This is a genomic window from Paenibacillus chitinolyticus, assembly GCF_045038035.1.
Taxonomy (GTDB): domain Bacteria; phylum Bacillota; class Bacilli; order Paenibacillales; family NBRC-103111; genus Paenibacillus_F; species Paenibacillus_F chitinolyticus_A.
Map to the genome: position 1 here is coordinate 3,075,505 of NZ_CP173427.1, position 16,830 is coordinate 3,092,334.

Annotated in this window: 17 protein-coding genes; 6 read left to right on the plus strand and 11 right to left on the minus strand. The window is 53.8% G+C overall.

The genetic code is table 11. The features are described from left to right. Nucleotide 1: 1 nt before the first annotated feature. The 6 genes from ACI48J_RS13855 (at nt 2) to ACI48J_RS13880 (ending at nt 4,807) form a co-directional block, all read left to right on the plus strand. Nucleotides 2–1,150: a Ger(x)C family spore germination protein gene (locus tag ACI48J_RS13855; protein ID WP_405078734.1), complete on the plus strand. Its 1,149-nt coding sequence runs from the start codon at nt 2–4 to the stop codon at nt 1,148–1,150. A 44-nt stretch (nt 1,151–1,194) separates the two neighbouring features. Further along, nucleotides 1,195–1,386 carry a hypothetical protein gene (locus tag ACI48J_RS13860; protein ID WP_326051701.1) on the plus strand — a complete coding sequence of 64 codons (192 nt, stop codon included), beginning with the start codon at nt 1,195–1,197 and terminating at the stop codon, nt 1,384–1,386. Between the two features lie 32 nt (nt 1,387–1,418). After that, nucleotides 1,419–2,522, plus strand: a complete 1,104-nt coding sequence (locus ACI48J_RS13865; protein ID WP_405078736.1) for a GerAB/ArcD/ProY family transporter — start codon at nt 1,419–1,421, stop codon at nt 2,520–2,522. A 126-nt stretch (nt 2,523–2,648) separates the two neighbouring features. Next, nucleotides 2,649–3,143 (plus strand): GNAT family N-acetyltransferase, encoded by a 495-nt coding sequence (locus ACI48J_RS13870; protein WP_405078737.1) that lies wholly within the window; start codon nt 2,649–2,651, stop codon nt 3,141–3,143. A gap of 285 nt (nt 3,144–3,428) precedes the next feature. Continuing rightward, nucleotides 3,429–4,121, plus strand: coding sequence for an ArsR/SmtB family transcription factor (locus ACI48J_RS13875; RefSeq protein WP_405078739.1), 693 nt, complete (start codon nt 3,429–3,431; stop codon nt 4,119–4,121). A gap of 77 nt (nt 4,122–4,198) precedes the next feature. Continuing rightward, nucleotides 4,199–4,807 (plus strand): flavin reductase family protein, encoded by a 609-nt coding sequence (locus ACI48J_RS13880; RefSeq protein ID WP_405078740.1) that lies wholly within the window; start codon nt 4,199–4,201, stop codon nt 4,805–4,807. Nucleotides 4,808–4,827: 20 nt separating this feature from the next. Here ACI48J_RS13880 and ACI48J_RS13885 read toward each other — a convergent pair whose 3' ends face one another. The 11 genes from ACI48J_RS13885 to ACI48J_RS13935 form a co-directional block, all read right to left on the minus strand. Next, nucleotides 4,828–5,127, minus strand: coding sequence for a hypothetical protein (locus ACI48J_RS13885; protein WP_405078742.1), 300 nt, complete (start codon nt 5,125–5,127; stop codon nt 4,828–4,830). Nucleotides 5,128–5,306: 179 nt separating this feature from the next. Then, on the minus strand, nt 5,307–5,609 hold the full coding sequence (locus tag ACI48J_RS13890) for a Dabb family protein (protein WP_405078743.1): 303 nt from the start codon (nt 5,607–5,609) through the stop codon (nt 5,307–5,309). Nucleotides 5,610–5,666: 57 nt separating this feature from the next. Beyond that, nucleotides 5,667–7,079: an FAD-dependent oxidoreductase gene (locus tag ACI48J_RS13895; RefSeq protein ID WP_405078745.1), complete on the minus strand. Its 1,413-nt coding sequence runs from the start codon at nt 7,077–7,079 to the stop codon at nt 5,667–5,669. 51 nt (nt 7,080–7,130) lie between these two features. Continuing rightward, the gene (locus ACI48J_RS13900) at nt 7,131–8,387 is read right to left on the minus strand and encodes an MFS transporter (protein ID WP_405078746.1); all 1,257 of its coding nucleotides are present in this window, start codon (nt 8,385–8,387) and stop codon (nt 7,131–7,133) included. A 35-nt stretch (nt 8,388–8,422) separates the two neighbouring features. Next, nucleotides 8,423–10,045, minus strand: a complete 1,623-nt coding sequence (gene cimA / locus ACI48J_RS13905) for a citramalate synthase (RefSeq protein ID WP_405078747.1) — start codon at nt 10,043–10,045, stop codon at nt 8,423–8,425. Nucleotides 10,046–10,127: 82 nt separating this feature from the next. Continuing rightward, on the minus strand, nt 10,128–10,946 hold the full coding sequence (locus ACI48J_RS13910) for a methyltransferase domain-containing protein (RefSeq protein WP_405078748.1): 819 nt from the start codon (nt 10,944–10,946) through the stop codon (nt 10,128–10,130). A 32-nt stretch (nt 10,947–10,978) separates the two neighbouring features. Then, nucleotides 10,979–12,739, minus strand: coding sequence for a thiamine pyrophosphate-binding protein (locus ACI48J_RS13915; protein WP_405078749.1), 1,761 nt, complete (start codon nt 12,737–12,739; stop codon nt 10,979–10,981). Between the two features lie 62 nt (nt 12,740–12,801). Beyond that, on the minus strand, nt 12,802–13,488 hold the full coding sequence (locus ACI48J_RS13920) for an RraA family protein (RefSeq protein WP_326051713.1): 687 nt from the start codon (nt 13,486–13,488) through the stop codon (nt 12,802–12,804). Nucleotides 13,489–13,511: 23 nt separating this feature from the next. Beyond that, complete coding sequence (locus tag ACI48J_RS13925; RefSeq protein ID WP_326051714.1) at nt 13,512–14,693, minus strand: aminotransferase class III-fold pyridoxal phosphate-dependent enzyme; 1,182 nt, start codon at nt 14,691–14,693, stop codon at nt 13,512–13,514. Between the two features lie 13 nt (nt 14,694–14,706). Then, entirely contained in the window at nt 14,707–15,627 is a 921-nt protein-coding gene (locus ACI48J_RS13930; RefSeq protein WP_405078750.1) for a 3-oxoacyl-ACP synthase, read from the minus strand. Between the two features lie 34 nt (nt 15,628–15,661). Continuing rightward, a complete protein-coding gene (locus tag ACI48J_RS13935; RefSeq protein WP_405078752.1) occupies nt 15,662–16,828 on the minus strand; it encodes a cytochrome P450 in 1,167 nt (388 codons plus the stop codon). Between the last annotated feature and the right edge of the window lie 2 nt (nt 16,829–16,830).

Genomic DNA, 16,830 nt, shown 5'->3' on the forward strand with positions numbered 1-16,830 from the left:
CATGAGCCCGATAAGACTTTTTCTTGCCCTGCTTCCGCTTCTGCTGATGACAGGCTGCTGGTCGAAGGTCGAAATCGACGAACAAACTTTTATTTTTGCCCTGTATATCGATCAGGGGGATACCCCCGATAAGGTAGAAGTTACCATCAGCAGCCCGCTGCCGAACCGTCTTATGTCCGGTCAACAGGCCGGCAGCGGCACTTCCAAAGGAAAACCGTACGCCATGATCACCAAACAAGGCACTTCCATTCCGCAAGCCCTCATGCTCATTCAGAGAGATTTGACCAGGAAGATTAACTTCGGGCACGCTCGGGTCGTTATTGTCGGTAGACAATATGCGGAGAACGGGATCAAAGATCTGCTGGACTGGATCCAAAGGGAACCCACTTTTCATATCAGCACAATTGTGAATACGGCCCCGGGCAAGGCAAGAGATATAGCGGAACTTACACCCGTTTACGAACAGATGCCGGCGGAAGTGATGCTCAAAATGTCCCTGCAAAGAACGATGCTGGATACGAGCGCCAAGCAGTGCTTGATAGCAGAAGCTTCCGGTCAGGGAGTCGCAACCAATTACTTGTCGGTGGGCATGATGAAAATGCCTAGTGAGAACGGAGAGCTCAGGCAATGGGCGGGCATTCAAGGAGTAGCCTTATATTACAACGACAAGCTCACGGGCGTACTTCCGAGTGCGGAAGGTAGAGCCATAGCCTGGGCTTTGGGAAAATTGGGCAGGCAAGTTTATACCCTATCCTGGGACGACGATCAAAGTAGGGCTGACATTCTTTTTAATCAATTGATAAGCAAAAAATCGGTCCGGATGGGACCGGACGGCCCCAAGTTTACGCTGACCCTTAAAGGCTACGGAGATCTGATCCACAAAAGAGATATCATGAACCGCGACGTGAAAGAAATGAATGCTATCCTTGAACAGAAACTGCGTGAGAAAATCGAAAAACAGCTGAAAAGCGCATTCAGCAAAACGCAGAAAGCAAAGTCGGATGTCCTGCAGCTGGGCATGCTGCTTGATTGGAATTATCCGGAATTTTGGGAGAAGAAGCGGGACAACTGGACCGATTATTATAAGAACGACCTCGATATCGAATTTAAATGCGAGATAAATGTGAAACAGACCGGAATCCAATCTTAACGTTCCCCCATCCGGTCCGTCATCTACGGGAAGGAAAATCCGCTATGATCGCTGTGGCTTTCTTCGCTATCAGCTTGCTGGAATGGATTAGAACCAATCCCAGACCTCCAGGCGACACCGTCAAATTCTGGGTACTTTTCTCGGTGCTGGGCTGTTGGAGCGTTCTGGCCTCCGCCTTTGCGTGGTGGCCCCAGCCCAATCAGCTCATGCATCTGCTGCTTGGCTGGCTGGAGTAAGCTTCTTATTTCTGATTGAAGGAGGTGATCGCATGCGCTCGACATCCTGGCAGACATTCCGGTTTGCAACGATTTACATGATTTCTCAGCCGATCGCTTTTCTTATTTCCCCTCTGATTACAACCTCCGGCTATCAGGGCTGGATCTCCCTGCTTCTGGGAGGGCTTATCGGCGTTTTATTCATCTGCTGCACGGTCTATATCGGACGGTTAAACCCCGGAGTCCCTTGGGTTCAGTTCGGCGAACAAATTATCGGAAAATGGCCGCACCGCTTCGTTTTGTTACTTGTTCTGTTCTGGTGCGTTTATTACATTTCTATCGATCTCGAAAGCTTCACGCTGTTCTACGGAGCGACTTATATGAGAGAAACGCCCCAATGGTTCCTGCAGCTTATCATCGGGCTGGTTATCGTGATTACGGCGCGCTGGGGATTTGTCTCGATTGTCTATATGGCGGACGGGCTTTTCCTCATTACGATGATCGGGACCGCCATCATTTTGGGCTTGTTTACGGCGAACGCCAATTTTCAAATGTTCCCCGCCTTATGGACCCATCACAAAATGGGCTTGGCGGTGCGGGATACCTTTACCGTCGTTTCCTGGTTTGGCGAATGGTTCGTTTTTTTATTTATGGTGCCCCATCTGAAATTCGGCCCCAAAACGCTTCGCAACCTGCTCTCGGCCTGTCTGCTCGTGACGTTTGCCGTCTCCTTGCAGTGGATGCTGACATTGTTTAATTTCGGCCCTTACTTCGGAAGCCGTATTCAGTATCCTCTCCTCGAATTGATCCGAAGTTCGACGTTAAGCGGATTTCTCGGCAATGCGGATCCGCTGCTGATCGGCTTGTGGACAACATCCATGTTCGTTCATGATGCGTTTATCCTGTATGTAGGGACCAAATGCGCGGGACAGCTGTTTAAATTTCAGACGAGAAAAGCGATCCTTCCTCTACTGGGCGGGACCGCAGTTGTTGTGGCACTTCAATATTCCCGGGATACGACCCGTTTTCTATCCGATATGAACTCCATTTCGATCGTCATGTTTTGGGTGTTGGTGGATGCTCTGCCTGTTTATTACGCGGTTATTGCTTATGTGAGAATTAAATTTGGCAACAAGCTTTTTCAAACTAGTGAATAAGCAGATATATTTTTCCGTTTCAACTAAGCTCTCCATACAAAATCACTTTGCGCTGTGATATCCTTGTAAAAGCGCTGCCTCCGGGCTGTTCAGGCGCTTATTCCCGATAAAAACTGGAGAGATATCATGTCAACATCTGCCGCAAAATCATCCGTTCTCTTGAATTTTTACAAAGACGAGTACGACGACGGGCTCCGTTCCTTTTATTTGCCGGACGAGCAGCTTCAGTTCAGCGCCCTGCCTCATGAAGTCCTGAAGGCGGCGGCACAAGATTCACACCGCTATCCGGTTGTCATTTTGGCCGATTCGAAACCTGTCGGTTTTTTTGTCTTGTATGACGGCGAAGAAATCGCCCTCTATTCGGACGACCCGCAGACTATCGTACTGAGAGCTTTTTCGGTCAACCATGCGGAACAGGGAAAAGGCTACGCCAAGCAGGGACTGCTCCTCCTCCCCGATTTTGTGAGAAACCATTTTCCTCTGGCTCGGATTGTCGGCCTCGGGGTCAATATGAAAAATATTACGGCACGGAATTTGTATTTGAAATGCGGGTTCGAGGATCACGGACGGACCAAGATCGGACCGCTGGGCCCTCAGCACATTCTTACCCTGCCGCTGTAATCAGAGAGAGAGGGCAGTTAAGGAAATTTTCAAAGTCGGGGCGATTATAATTAACCCTATTAATTAAATATTTAATTAACCTCATTAACTACAAGATTTATTTAATGCGGTTAACTATTTAAAAAGAGCCTGCCTAGGCTCTTTTTTCTTATCTCTATACCTACCTCGCCCGTCCAAGAGAATTCAAAACATTCTTGTACAGCCATGATTAATTTCGATCCCGGTCGAATGGTGGATGTGCTATTGTAGGAAGAGAATATGCAGCTGCATTGGAGGAATGCGAACATGAAAGCTTTACCCGATACGATAGCCTTGGCAGGCTTAATCGGAGAACCGTCGAGGATGCAGATGCTGCTGCAGCTTCTGAGCGGCAAGTGCATGCCGGCCAGCGAGCTGGCCGCAGCCGCCCGCATCACTCCCCAGACGGCCAGCTCGCACCTGGCCAAGCTGGTGGAAGGCGGCCTGCTCACGGTCGAGCTCTCGGGGCGCCACCGGTACTACAAGCTTGCGGGCCCGGAGGTCGCCGATGCGCTTGAAGCGCTGAATACACTGGCGCGGCCAAAGCCGGTCAAGTCGCTGCGGGAGTACGACCGGCTTAATCATCTGCGCTTCGCCCGGACCTGCTACGACCATCTCGCGGGTGAAGCGGGTGTCGCGCTGGCGGACCGCCTGCTTGAGACGGGCATCATCGGCCAGTCCGGCCGCGACTTTACGGTTACGGAGAAAGGCGAAACCTTCCTCCGAGCCTTCGGCATAAACTGCGCGGATCTCCGCAGAAGCCGGAGACAATTCGCCAAGTGCTGCCTGGACTGGAGCGAACGCAGGTACCACATCGCCGGAAGCCTTGGCGCCGCCTTGACGGAGCAGCTGTTCCGGCGGGAATGGATCGAACGGATCCCCGGCGGACGGGCCGTCCGGATCACGGACACTGGGCGTGACGGGCTGAGGCATTTAGGGGTAGACCTGAATCTGCTGTGAAACCGCGCCGAGCTTGCAAGAATGTTTCGACGGGGGTCGAATGGTACATCATGTATGCTTCTTGCAAGGTGATAAGAATGATTAAACAAGAAGTACAAAGTACGTTTCGGACGATTCGGCCCTCCATTCTTTATTTCGGAACCCCCGTCGTTCTCCTCACCACTTTAAGCGAGGACGGAAGCACGAATATCTCCCCGTTGTCGTCCGCCTGGGCGCTCGGCAGCCGGATTATTCTCGGCATCGGAAACGGCGGAAAAGGGCTGGAAAATTTGTCCCGAACGGGTGAATGCGTAATCAACCTTCCGGACAGCTCGCTGTGGGAAAAAGTTGAGAAGCTGGCCCCGCTGACCGGCAAATCGCCCGTCCCGGACAATAAACGCGAGTTATACCGGTTCGAGAGAGACAAGTTTGCGGCCGCCGGCTTCACCTCTCTTCCGTCCGCATGCGTGAAGCCCTTGAGAATTCAGGAATGCCCCCTGCAAATCGAAGCCGCTCTCGTTCAGGTGCACCCGAGCGACGGCTTTTGCATCGTGGAAACCGAATCCCGTGCCGTTCATGCCGAAGAACGGATCGTGCTGGGGGAACATTATGTAAATCCAGCCGCATGGAATCCGCTCATTTACAGCTTCCGGCATTACTTCGGCTTGGATGCGGAGAAAGGCAAGTCCTTCAAGTCCGAAACTTGATCGGCATGTACGGACGCCTCTTATTCTGCCTTCCATTCCATCCGGAACGTTCCTTCCGCATGATCTCCCGTAAGAATAAGGGAAGAAATACCGGATTCGGGGGCACGGATGCGAATCTTGTTATCTCTAGGGAGATCTCCGGGCGCCTGCTTTACGTCCGTAAACCGGACTCCGTATCCGCCGTTTTTCATCGTCCACGAATAGGTTAACAGAGCTGTTTCTCCCTGTTTTACGGGAACCGGAACAGCTTTTTCCCCGTTGAAACAGGCAAAGCTCGTTTTTAATCGGAAACTTTTCGCCTGGAAGTAACGTACCTTCATCGCCTCCCTCATGCCGAGAATACCAAAAGGCCCGCCGGTCAAACAGTTCTAACTTTTATAGGTCCTCCCGTCCCGGCAGCAAAAAGAAGCACCTCTTCAATCCGGTTTTTATTACGACCGTCATGAAAGGTGCTACTTTAGAAATTCCGTAGAAATCGGGCTGCGCTACCTGCCGGAGTTTAGCTGTGCACTTCGAAATCCGCTTCAAAGGAACGTACCACTTCCGGCAGCCACCTCTGCTCCACAAACTCGATATGCCGCGGAACGGCTGTATACTCGTCATAGTCGCTCTGGCTGGAAAACTCCATCGAGAACGCGTACTGATAATCGTTTTCCAGGCTGATCTGCCGTAAAACTTGAAGCTTCTGCACCTGTGGTATGGAGGCAAGCAGTTCTCTTCCGTCGTTCAGAAACTTTTCCGCTTCGGCCGAACCCTCCTCATGCTTCAGGTTGAATAAAACCAGATGACGAATGGTGCTCATTTAAGTTCCCCCGTTCATTCGGTTTAGTCGTCCGTTTATATTGCAAACGATTACGGATTATAAAGTTTGTTCGCGATCCCGGTTTACAGGACTGCCGGGCGTCCTTTTATCGGGCTTGGGCATTTTGGCCCGCATGACTTTGTAAATCATCGCCGGTTTAAACAATTCGGTCGGTTTTTCTACCATGTGCAGGATGCGGATAAACTTCCCGTACACGTCCTGGTCATACTCCGACAGTCGGTACAGTCTGCGGACGTACCACTGCATAAAACCGAGGCCCCCGGGCTTCTTTCCTTTCGTATTCGGATACAAAAACGCATCGGAGGTCGCCGTCATCCACGTAGGTTCAACGAGCGCCGACAACCGTTTATGGAGAACGATTGGAATCACATCGGCCTTGATCTCGCCCGAACGCACTTCCTTCAGAACCTTCTGCAGTTCCAGCGCTTCCAGGCAAGCGATGCTGATGCCCTGCCCGAAAACCGGATTAAACCGGCAGAAGGCATCCCCGATGACGACAAGTCCTGACGGGAAACGGTCGAGTTTTTCGTAATGCCGGCGCACTTGGCTCGGAAACCGGTACACATGAATATCGCCCGCCGGTTTAAGCGATTTGATATGGTCATACAAATGCGGATGTGTAAGGGACTTGGCGAAATTCAGGAATCCCTGGTCATCGCGCGGCGGATGATTTTCGTCTCCGTATCCGACGAGGGTAACGGACCAGCGGTCTCCTTCAATCGGGAATGTCAGGCCGCCTTTGGACACTTCCGGCGGATTCGGAAAAACGATCACGGACTTGTAATCATGGCTTACGGAAGGATCGCGCTCGTACATCCGTGTGGCATAAGCGAGATTAATATGCACTTCGGATTGCGGAAGAGGGTCAAAACCGTGTTTCAGAAGCTGATCCGGCGTTTTAGTCGCCGAACCCGCCGCATCGACGATCAGGTCCGCCTCCAGACGCTCGGATTGCTTGGTAACCAGGTTCTCCGTCTCGACACCCGTAAAACGGTTCTCGCCAGGACGGCTGATATACTGAACGACTCTGTGCGAATAAGCGAATTCGATGTTGGAGCGCTGGAGCAGCCGCTGATGTACCCGCCATTCCAGCAGGGGCCGGCTTTGGGAAACAACCTCGAACCCGCTGTTGAACCGGACAAAGTGAAAGTTCTGGTAAACCCAGGAAATGTCCCGGATAAAATCGAGCCTCTCGCCACCGTGCCCCTCCAGCTCCTGCATAATACCGGGAAACAACTTGTCGAGCGTATTTTCTCCGCTTTTTAAAAGCCCGTGGGTATGATAGCTCTGCGGTGTTCCTTTGCGAGGGTAAGGCCCCTCCGGCTGAGGGTCCTGCTCGATAATCGTAACGGTATCAAAGTAATCGGACAGAACCCGAGCGGCCAGTTTTCCGGCCATGCTGTTGCCGATGACGATTGCTTTGCGCGGCTCTTTCTTGAAATCATTCATTCCGCCACACTTCCTTCCCGTCTAAAAGTGCCCAACTGATCCACCGTTCGTTCAGGTGCTGCTTTTGGTTACGGTCTGCCGCCAGGCTGATTTGCGGTCCATCCATATCAGCGTGACGGCGAACAGGACGCCGATCAAGCCGATGGCTACGCCGGACAGCGGTGCTCCCCGTAGTCCCAGTGCGGTATTGATCGCAACTCCGCCTACTGCGGCTCCGATGGCGCTGCCTACATTAAAGGCGGAAATGTTGAGAGAAGCCGCCAGATCCGCAGCGTCTCCGGCTTTCCGCAGCACAAGCATATTGAGCGGTGTTACGATAGCGAAACCGGTCAGTCCCCAGAGGAAGGAGAAAATCACCGCCAGAATGGGCACCTGCCCGAGCAGGGCGAAGGCCGTCATCGTGATGATCATGGCTGCCAGCGACCCGAGTAATGTTTTCATCAGGCCCTTATCGGCGAGCTTTCCGCTGGCGATGTTGCCGATGGCGGAACCGATCCCGAACGCGAGCATAATGGGTGAAACCGCTGTCGGGGTAAAGCCGGTAACTTCTTCAAGGTAAGGCGCGATATACGTATAACCGGCAAACAAACCGCCGGAGCTGAAAACCGTCGTCATCAATGCGACAAGGGGTTTGGCTCGGAAAATTTCACGGGTTTGTTTAGCCATCCCGACGGCTTTGCCGGACTTGATCGTTGGGACGAGCCATGCCATTCCGATAACACAGATGGCGGCCGCAATCGTCAAGGCATAGAAGGACATCCGCCAGCCGTAGCTGTTGCCGATAAAGGTTCCTACCGGAACGCCCAATATGGTGGCTACCGTCAAACCTACCGTTAAATAGGAAATGGCGCTGCCTTCTTTTCCCGGAGGTGCAAGCCGCTGGACCACCACGATGGCCACACCGACAAGCGTCCCGTGGGAAAACGAGCAGAACAGCCGGCCGACCATCAGCAGATAATAGTTGGTCGTAACCGCGCTGATCAAAGATCCGGCAACGAACAGGAGAAGCAGTGCGATCAACAGCTTCTTCTTCTCGACTCTTCCCGTCGCGGCCGTAATCAAGGGGCCGCCGATCGCGACGCCGAGTGCGTAAACCGTAATGAGCAGTCCCGCGCTCGACACATTCATGTTGAAATCCCGGGCAATCTGCGGCAGCAGTCCCATCGGCAGAAGCTCGGCGGTACAAATAATAAAAATACTTACAGCCAGGAAATAAACGGCCAGCGGCATCCGGGTCCGTTCGGGTCCTTGTATCCCGGCACCGGAAGCATGAACCGCTTCCCCTTCTTTGGGTTGTTTTGTAGACATGATGCTCACCTCTCTCTATCCGTTTGACTAATATGTCAGTGATTTACGAGACCGACGGCTTCTTTAATTCCCTCGGCCCGCTTGTTCAGCGCAGGCTTGACATCCAGCAGCGCATAGCGGATGCTGTCGCATAAAGCCTGCCAGCTGGCTTCGATAATGTTTTCGGAGACGCCGACCGTGCTCCAGGTTTCTTCGCGATCCGAGAATTCGATCAGAACCCTGACTTTCGTGGCGGTACCGTCTTTATCGTCGAGCACGCGGACCTTATAATCCGACAAGTGCATCGTCTGAAGACTCGGATAGTGCTGCATCAGGCATTTGCGCAGTGCATTATCCAGCGCATTAATCGGCCCGTTGCCTTCGGCGGCGTTGTACACCGACTCTCCGTGTACCTTGACCTTCACAACCGCTTCGGACAAAATCGCCTGATCGACGGATTTGACGACGGTTATTTTAAACGACTCCAGGGTTAGGATTTCTTCCAGATTCCCGTGGACACTCCGGATCAGAAGCTCCAGGGAAGCGTCGGCTCCGTCGAACTGGTAACCCTGATGCTCAAGCTCCTTTACGCGTTCGATAAGGATCTTCGTATTCGGGTTGTTCGCTTCCAGTTCCAGACCGAGCTCCTGAGCCTTGAAAACAAGGTTGCTCTGGCCGGAAAGCTCGGAAACCAGAACCCGCTGCCTGTTCCCCACCAGTCCGGGCGCTATGTGCTCATACGTGGTCGAATCGCGCAAAATAGCCGAGACATGGACACCGCCCTTGTGAGCAAAGGCCGCATGTCCGGCAAAAGGCTGATTGACCGGCATATGCATATTTGCAATCTCGCTCACATAACGCGCCGTACTTGTAAGTCCGGCAAGCTGCTCCGCGGTTATAACCGGCAGACCCAGCTTGAGCTGGAGGTTCGGAATAACCGAGATGAGATTTGCGTTGCCGCATCTTTCGCCGTAGCCGTTGATCGTTCCCTGCACCTGCGCGGCACCCGCCATAACGGCGGCAATCGTATTCGCCACGGCGAGTTCACAATCGTTATGGGCGTGAATGCCGAGCGGGCAGTCCAATTGTTCTTTCACGGAAGCGACTATCGCCGCTATCTCGTGCGGAAGAGTTCCCCCGTTCGTGTCGCAGAGAACGATCCAGTCCGCCCCGGCTTCGTAAGCTTTGCGAATGGTCGACATGGCGTAAGCGCGGTTGCTCTTGTAGCCGTCGAAAAAATGCTCCGCATCGTAGATCACGCCGGTACCGCTGCGTTTAAGAAACCGGACCGTGTCTTCGATCATGCTCAAATTTTCGGAAAGCGTCGTCTGGATCGCCGTTTGGACCTGAAAATCCCACGATTTACCGAAAATCGCCGCCGTGCCTACCCCGATATCCAGCAGCTGCCGGAGGTTCGCGTCACGCTCGGCCGAGCTGTTCTTGCGCCTGGTGGAGCCGAATGCCGTAATTCTGGCCTGCTGCAGGTTCAACTCTCTGGCGCGGATAAAAAATTCCACATCTTTGTGATTGCTGCCGGGCCAGCCTCCTTCGATGAAAGAAATACCCAGCATATCCAGCCGTTTGGCGATTTTCAGCTTATCCTCGACTGTCAGGCTGACGCCTTCTCCTTGCGTGCCGTCCCGCAAAGTCGTATCCAAGATCGTAATCCGATTGTCCATATCTCCCTCCCGCTTGAAAATCTCCGCCTACCTCGGCCGGGGACCGCCTACGAGACAGCCCCCGGTCCGATTTCGGCTGGGATTATTCCGACTTAACTCCCTCGACGGCAAGCATATACATCGTCTGAGAGACCGCTTCCGTCTGCACCCACTGCCGATATTCGGTTTCGGCGGCCGCCCGTTCCTGCTCGGACAAGTAGCCGTCCGCCACCATCTGGATACCGCGGGTTGCCGCAACGTCCGCCCAGATTCCGGCCTGCTGAAGGAAGTTCCCGTCTTCACGCGTCACGGTTTCGTGCTGTTCGCTGCTCCGGATATCCACGAGCCCCAGGTCCGCGAAAACGCCGGGAAGCTCGTCGGCTATCCCGTTGCGCATTCCCGCATCAGAACGCCATCTCAGAAAGGCCGCATAGAAGGCCTTCATGCTTGGGGGCGGCTCCGGCTGCCAGCTGATCTTGTCGTGATTATAGTCCAGCACGATCACGCGGCCTCCCGGTTTTGCGGCTTCGATGAGCTGGCCGAGCGCCTGCCGGGGATCGGCCAGCCATTGAAGCACACGGGCCGTCGTCACGATGTCGAATTCGCCCTTGTACGGCAAATAGTGGATGTCCGCCGTTTCGAAGGCAAGCGCCGCCTGCCCGCCGAAGGTTTCCCGGGCGTAAGAGATCAGTCCTTCGTTATTGTCGATTCCGACGACACGGCCTTCTTGACCGACCGCCTCCGCGATGCCTTTCGTAATGGCTCCAGTCCCGCAGCCGGCATCGAGTACCGACTGTCCCGGCTCAAGAAGCTCAGCCAGTCTCCGGTGCGAGGAGCCCACCGTTCTTGCGTCGAACACGCTCCGCACACTGGCCGCGGAACTGTCCAGTCTGGCTCTGTTCTCCGTTATTCCACCGCTCATAAGCGCGTCTCCTTTCGTGCGTACCCCGTTTTTCAATACCGGTTCTTCAGAAAATAACTGACAATTTCTTTCATATCCTCGGAAGACTTCCGGCTTGTCGTGAGCTTCCACGTTTTGTACCTGGCGAGCTGTCTGAATTTAGGCGCCGATACGACCGAACCCACGATCTGGATGTCGAGGAGCAGCGGCCGCTCTTCATCAAGAAACGATTTAGCCGCCTCCTGAAGCTCCTCTACCGTTGTCACACGGATCGTATCGATCAGCATCGACCTGCCAAAGGCCACATAGTCGATCGGTTTATACGACGTTCCTACCACGTTGCCTTTGTAATACGATTTCTGCGCGTTGTTGATGGACTCGAACTTCTCGTTGTTCAAATTGAGCCAGAGCACCGGTATTTCGTGGGACGTGGCCGTCGCCATCTCCAGCGCCGTCTGGCGGAAGCCGCCGTCACCGAAGATGGAGACCACATACGAATCGGGCTTGGCGCATTTGGCGCCGATCGCGGCCGGAGGCGCATACCCGATAGCCGCCCCGTTCAAGCCTTCGATATACGTGCCCGCTCCTTTCGAAAGCAAATGGGTTTCAGTCCACGAGACCGGGTCCGTTACCCAGATCGTTTTATCGAGCGGAAGCAGTTTTTGCAGCGTTTCGATGACCTGAACCGGATGCAGCTTGCCTTCGACGGCGGAGACGTAAGACAAATCCTTCTCGCGGTCGGCATCGGCAAATTTGTGCTTCGACTGCCGCAGCGCCGCCGTCGCTTTCTCCCACGAGGCGTCCTCCAGCAGATCATACAGAGCTAGCAGGAAAGTTTCCGAATCCGCAGCAATCCCTATGCGTACCTTGTAGTTTTTGCCGATCTGCTTCGGGTCGATGTCGACCTGCACAAGCGGAACTTTATCGAAAATGGAATCCCAGCCCTGCGTCGTAAACTCGCTCATGGACACGCCGACCGCGATGACGAGATCCGCTTCCCGGTACAAATAATAATTGGCGGCCGATTTCCCGTGCAGCCCCGTGCAGCCGAGCGCATGCGGATGATTCTCGCTGAGAATTCCCTTTCCTCTGAGCGTCGTGGCTACCGGAATTCCCAGGTCGGCGATCTGTTCGACGACTTCTTCATTGTGGCTGTAGTTAGCACCGGCTCCGAGCAGCAGCAAGGGCTTCTGCGATTCTTTCAGCAGATTTCCGAGCCGGCTTACTTCTTCTCCGGCCGCGTCAACGATTTCGGTCGGTTTCGGGAAAGCGAACGGCTCAAACCCTTCAAAATGAATTTCCGTGAACTGAACGTCGATCGGTATGCAGATATGTACGGGCCCTTTGCGTCCCGACCAAAGGTGCATCTCCGCCTCCTTCAACGTATCGAGCAGGTGGTCTGCAGACTCGACCAGTTTGGAATACTTGGTCACGTTGGACATCAAAGCTTCCAGATCGAACGTGCGCCCCTCGCCGACACACTCCTGGAGGGCGCCTTTCCCGTAAGTCGATATGGGAACCTGACCGGTCAGAAGTATAACGGGCTGCGAATCTGTGAAAGAGTTCACAATGCCGCTGAGCGCATTCGTGGCTCCTATCCCCGTCGTCGTAATGACGCAGGCGGGTACTGCGCCGGCTTTGGCAAAACCGTCCGCCATCAGCGCCGCACCGTATTCGTGCTGAGAAAGCACAAACCGGATTTCCTTGCGCGAAATTTCGTCGATCATCGGAAGCACATAGCTTCCGGGAATTCCGAAGACCGTATGGATGCCCATCCGTTTTAACCAAAGCGCGACGATTTCCTTGATATACATCGTTTTATTCCCCTTCATCTAACGGAAATGGAAGAATAACCGGACGGATGCGAAATTGCGCCCTAGACATCAAATTTCAGCGGTCCCTTGCCGGCGAGATAATCGTCCAGCCCCGTAAGGGATGCCATGCTTTTGCCGCTTAAAATTTCTTTCTTCAATTCTTCTTCCCTCCGTTCGACATAAAGGGCTCCCTGAAGAACCGCGTTTAAATATTTGCGCTTTATGAGCAGCAGCCCGTCGTTATCTCCGAAAATCCAATCCTGCGGCTCGATGACGATATCCCCGGCCTGAACCGTGTCAGGCACTTTCGTCGCAGGCTTAACCGCCGTTTTGGCCGATACGTAAGTGACTTCCGTAGAGAAGACGGGAAAGTCCAGCTTGTTGATATCGTCGATATCCCGGACGGCGCCGTTGATGACAAGACCGCCCAGCTTCCGCCGGATCGCTTCAAGGACGTAAATATCTCCCGCGAGCGCTTCGGAACGTTCGTTCACATTGTTCAAAAACAGGACGCTGCCCTGAGGTGCCTTGCTGAGCGCCTCCAGACCCGGCAGCATGTCGTTGTCCGTGTTGACCGTATACACAGGCCCGCACAGTTTAAGATGACGCGTCCGGTTCTGAAATGTCGTCGGAAACGGAACGGTATACTTCTGGGAAGCATCGTTAAGCTGAGCGCAGCCTATGCCGGCAAACTGGCGTCTGACCTGCTCGATCGTAGATAAGTCGATGCCCTTCTCTTCCGTAATCATGTTCAGCACACTCCTTCGGGGTTTTATAGGGTATGAACCGCGCCTGCGTGCGTCAGCACATCGGCAAGCTGTTTGATGGCGTACACCAGATTCGTCTTCTCAATCGTCAGAGGCGGGGCGAAACGGATTCGTTGTCCGGCAGGGCCGCCCGTGAAAATCAGAATTCCGCGTTCGAGGCACTGCTGGACGATGGACTTCCCGGAAACTCCTTCGACTTCAAAGGAAAGAGTCGGACCTGTCAGATGGACGTCCCGCAGCAGCGGAAGCTCGAAAGGAAAATGCTCGCGGATCAGCGCCTCGATCTCGCCGCACAGCTCTTCGGGACGGCTGGCGTCGATATATTCGGCGACCGCCATGGCCGCGAAGCAGCCCAGCGACGAAGTCTGAAACGTATGCGCAAGAAACAGCGAGCCCGGGATCGTTTCCTTCAACGAGCCCCGGTATACGACGGCGGAGAACGGATACAGCCCGTTGGTCATCGACTTGCTGAATAAGTAAATGTCCGCTTCTATTCCGAGATGGCAGGACACGCTAAGGTGACCATGACGGTAAAAGCCGCACTGGATCTCATCGGACACGACGACCACACCATGCCGCCTTGCTTCGGCGGCCGTATCGGTCAGCCACTTCTCCGGGAGGGGGATGTAGCCGTTGGCTCCCTGCACCGGCTCGTAGATAAAGGTCGAAATCATCTCCCACGGAATATCCGTCTGCCCCGGCTCGATTTCGATGCAGTGCTTTTCAAGCTCGCCCATCAGGGACGTTTGCTGCAAGGCAAAATTTTTGTGCACACTCGTAACGGCCAGCGCATCAAGGCCCAGTCCGTGGAAAGAGCCTTTGAGATAGGCGATTTTGCCTTCTCTCACGCGCTGGCCGATGGAAAGTGCCGTTGATACGGCCATACTGCCGCCGACTTGAAACAGAAGCTCGTAGCCGGGAGCCTTGAGCTTGCCGAGAAGCCACTGTGCATACTGCTCCGCTTCTTTCGGGTAAAAGCAGGCCGCGATATCCGAGCGCAGCTCGCGGAACGGAGCGATATCCGGGTTGCAGTGACCGAAATTCACCGATGCGTAAGCGCTCATGCAGTCGATATAATGCTTCCGTCTTCCTTCCCGGTCTTCCAGGATCAGAAATTCGTTCTTGGAACCGGCCAGATAATAATCCGCACCATAAATTGACTTTTCATCAAAAACGCTCAACGTCATGGGCTCAGCTCCTTCAATTTTTAGTCAATAGCGTTCCCATCCACGAATGGGGAGCCGGAAAGAACGTCAGGATGGAATCTCCCCTGGAAATAATTCCAGCCGTCTTCATATCCAGAAGATTGATAAACACGTCTCCGGCCGGACAGTGAGCCGTTCGCGGGATGTTCAGGCTGAAAAATTTCTCGTACGGAATTTCCCAGTATACCGAAAGGTTTTTGGAAATCGTGAAATTAAAATTGTTCGTCACCACATGATGAATGCTCTCTTTCGGCAGGTTGTTCGCTTCGAGAACCCGAGAGATGACAAGACGGGAATTCGTAAGAAAACTGTCCTGCAGCCCTTTCTTCTCCCGGCCGTACATCAGCCGCCATGAAGAAGAATCCTGAAGCGTCTGAAAAGGAGTCATCGTAAACTGGGGATTCCGGTCCGTCACGATGCAGGAAACGGCTCCATCGCTGTGCAGGCCGATCACGCCAGGGATGATGCGCACGATAGGTCCGTAATCGAGGATTTTATCCGCGCTCACGAGCAGGACGTTCGTGCCGTTCGCTTCCGCAAACTGTCCCGCCAGTTGAAGGGCTGCCGCAACGCTTGCGCAGTACTGCATGAATACCCCGTAAAAAAACGCGCGGTCAAGTCCAAGCTCGTCTAGAAGCCGCCCGCCAAAATCCTCTTCGTGCAGCTCCTTGCAGTGATGATTGCCAGTAGCGAAGAAAACGGCGCCGACCGAACTTCTGTCCAATCCGCTTTTTTCCAGAGTAGCGGTGGCCGTCTCCAGCGCGAGCTGGTACATGGTCTTATCGGACCCGCAGTATTGACGGACCCCGTTGATCCGGAATTTGGCTAAATTTTCTTTGGAAGTATCCATCTCCGGGATCTCCGTCAAAGGTTTGTAATCGCCCAACACGTAATGCACATGACTGATTCCGACCATAGCTAACCTCGTTTCTTCTCTCTCGCATCCTGCTTTACGTGAAGGTAAGCAGAAGCTTCTGCGGTATACGGAAAGTTTGTCCTTGAATGACAGGACGCTCGTTTTGGGTAAGCTTTACTCCGCTGAACCGGTTGAACAACTGAAGGAACGTTTCCTCAAGCTCCAGCTTCGCCAGGTTAAACCCGAGGCAATTGTGGGAGCCCATCGAGAACGATAAATTCGCTTTTTCTTTGCGGGAAGGAATCCACTGGGCCGGATTATCGTACATCTCCTCGTCCCGGTTGGCGCTGGCCAGAAGAAGGATAACAAACTTCCCTTTCGGGATGACAACCCCGTCCAGCTCATAATCTTTTTTGCAGATCCGGGTCGTCGTGTGAAGAGGAGGCTGCCAGCGAAGGCTTTCCTGAACGGCAGACTTCAGATAGTCGCTATCCTCCATCACGCGCGCCAGCTCTTCCGGTTTGTCCAGCAGAATGGCCATGATATTGGCAATAGAACAGGCCGTCGTCTCGGAACCGGCGGACAGCAGAAGCAGAATGTGCCGGTTCATATCTTCCTGAGTCCACTGCCCCTTCTCCACAGCCGCCCGGAAATGGGCGATCATGCCCCGGGAAGTTCCGCCAAGCACGAAGTTCTCGATGTAAGCGTAGAGTTCATCGCTCGCTTCCAGGGCGGCCTGAAAATGACTTTTGGGATTATCCAGATGGAGAATAATCGGCCGCATCTTGCGATAGACCCACATGGCATCCTCCGCCGGCAGACCGATTGCCTCCATGATGATGGTCATCGGAATGGGGATCGCGACTTCTTGGATAAAATCGACCTCCCGGCCGGAAGGAATTCCGTCCACGATCCGTTTAACGACCTGCCTGACGGCGTCTTCCATCCCTTTTTGCATCGCGCTGGGCTTGAACTGGTTGCTCATGATCGGGCGTCTTTCGCTGTGCTTCTTACCGTCCATATCAATGATCGTGGAGCCGAACAGATGGCGGGTCGTCCGGAACGGATGCTCGACCGTAAAATTTTCCGTATCGAGCAGGATCTGCTTGATATGTTTAAACTTGCTGAGGAAGTAGCACTGCTGTTTTTCCGACCAGTGAATCGGCTCCTCCTGTCTTAAAGCGGTATACAGCGGCCAGGGATCCTGCCGGAACTCGGTGGACATATAATCAATGACGAGAGGAGTCGCTTCGCTTCTCATAA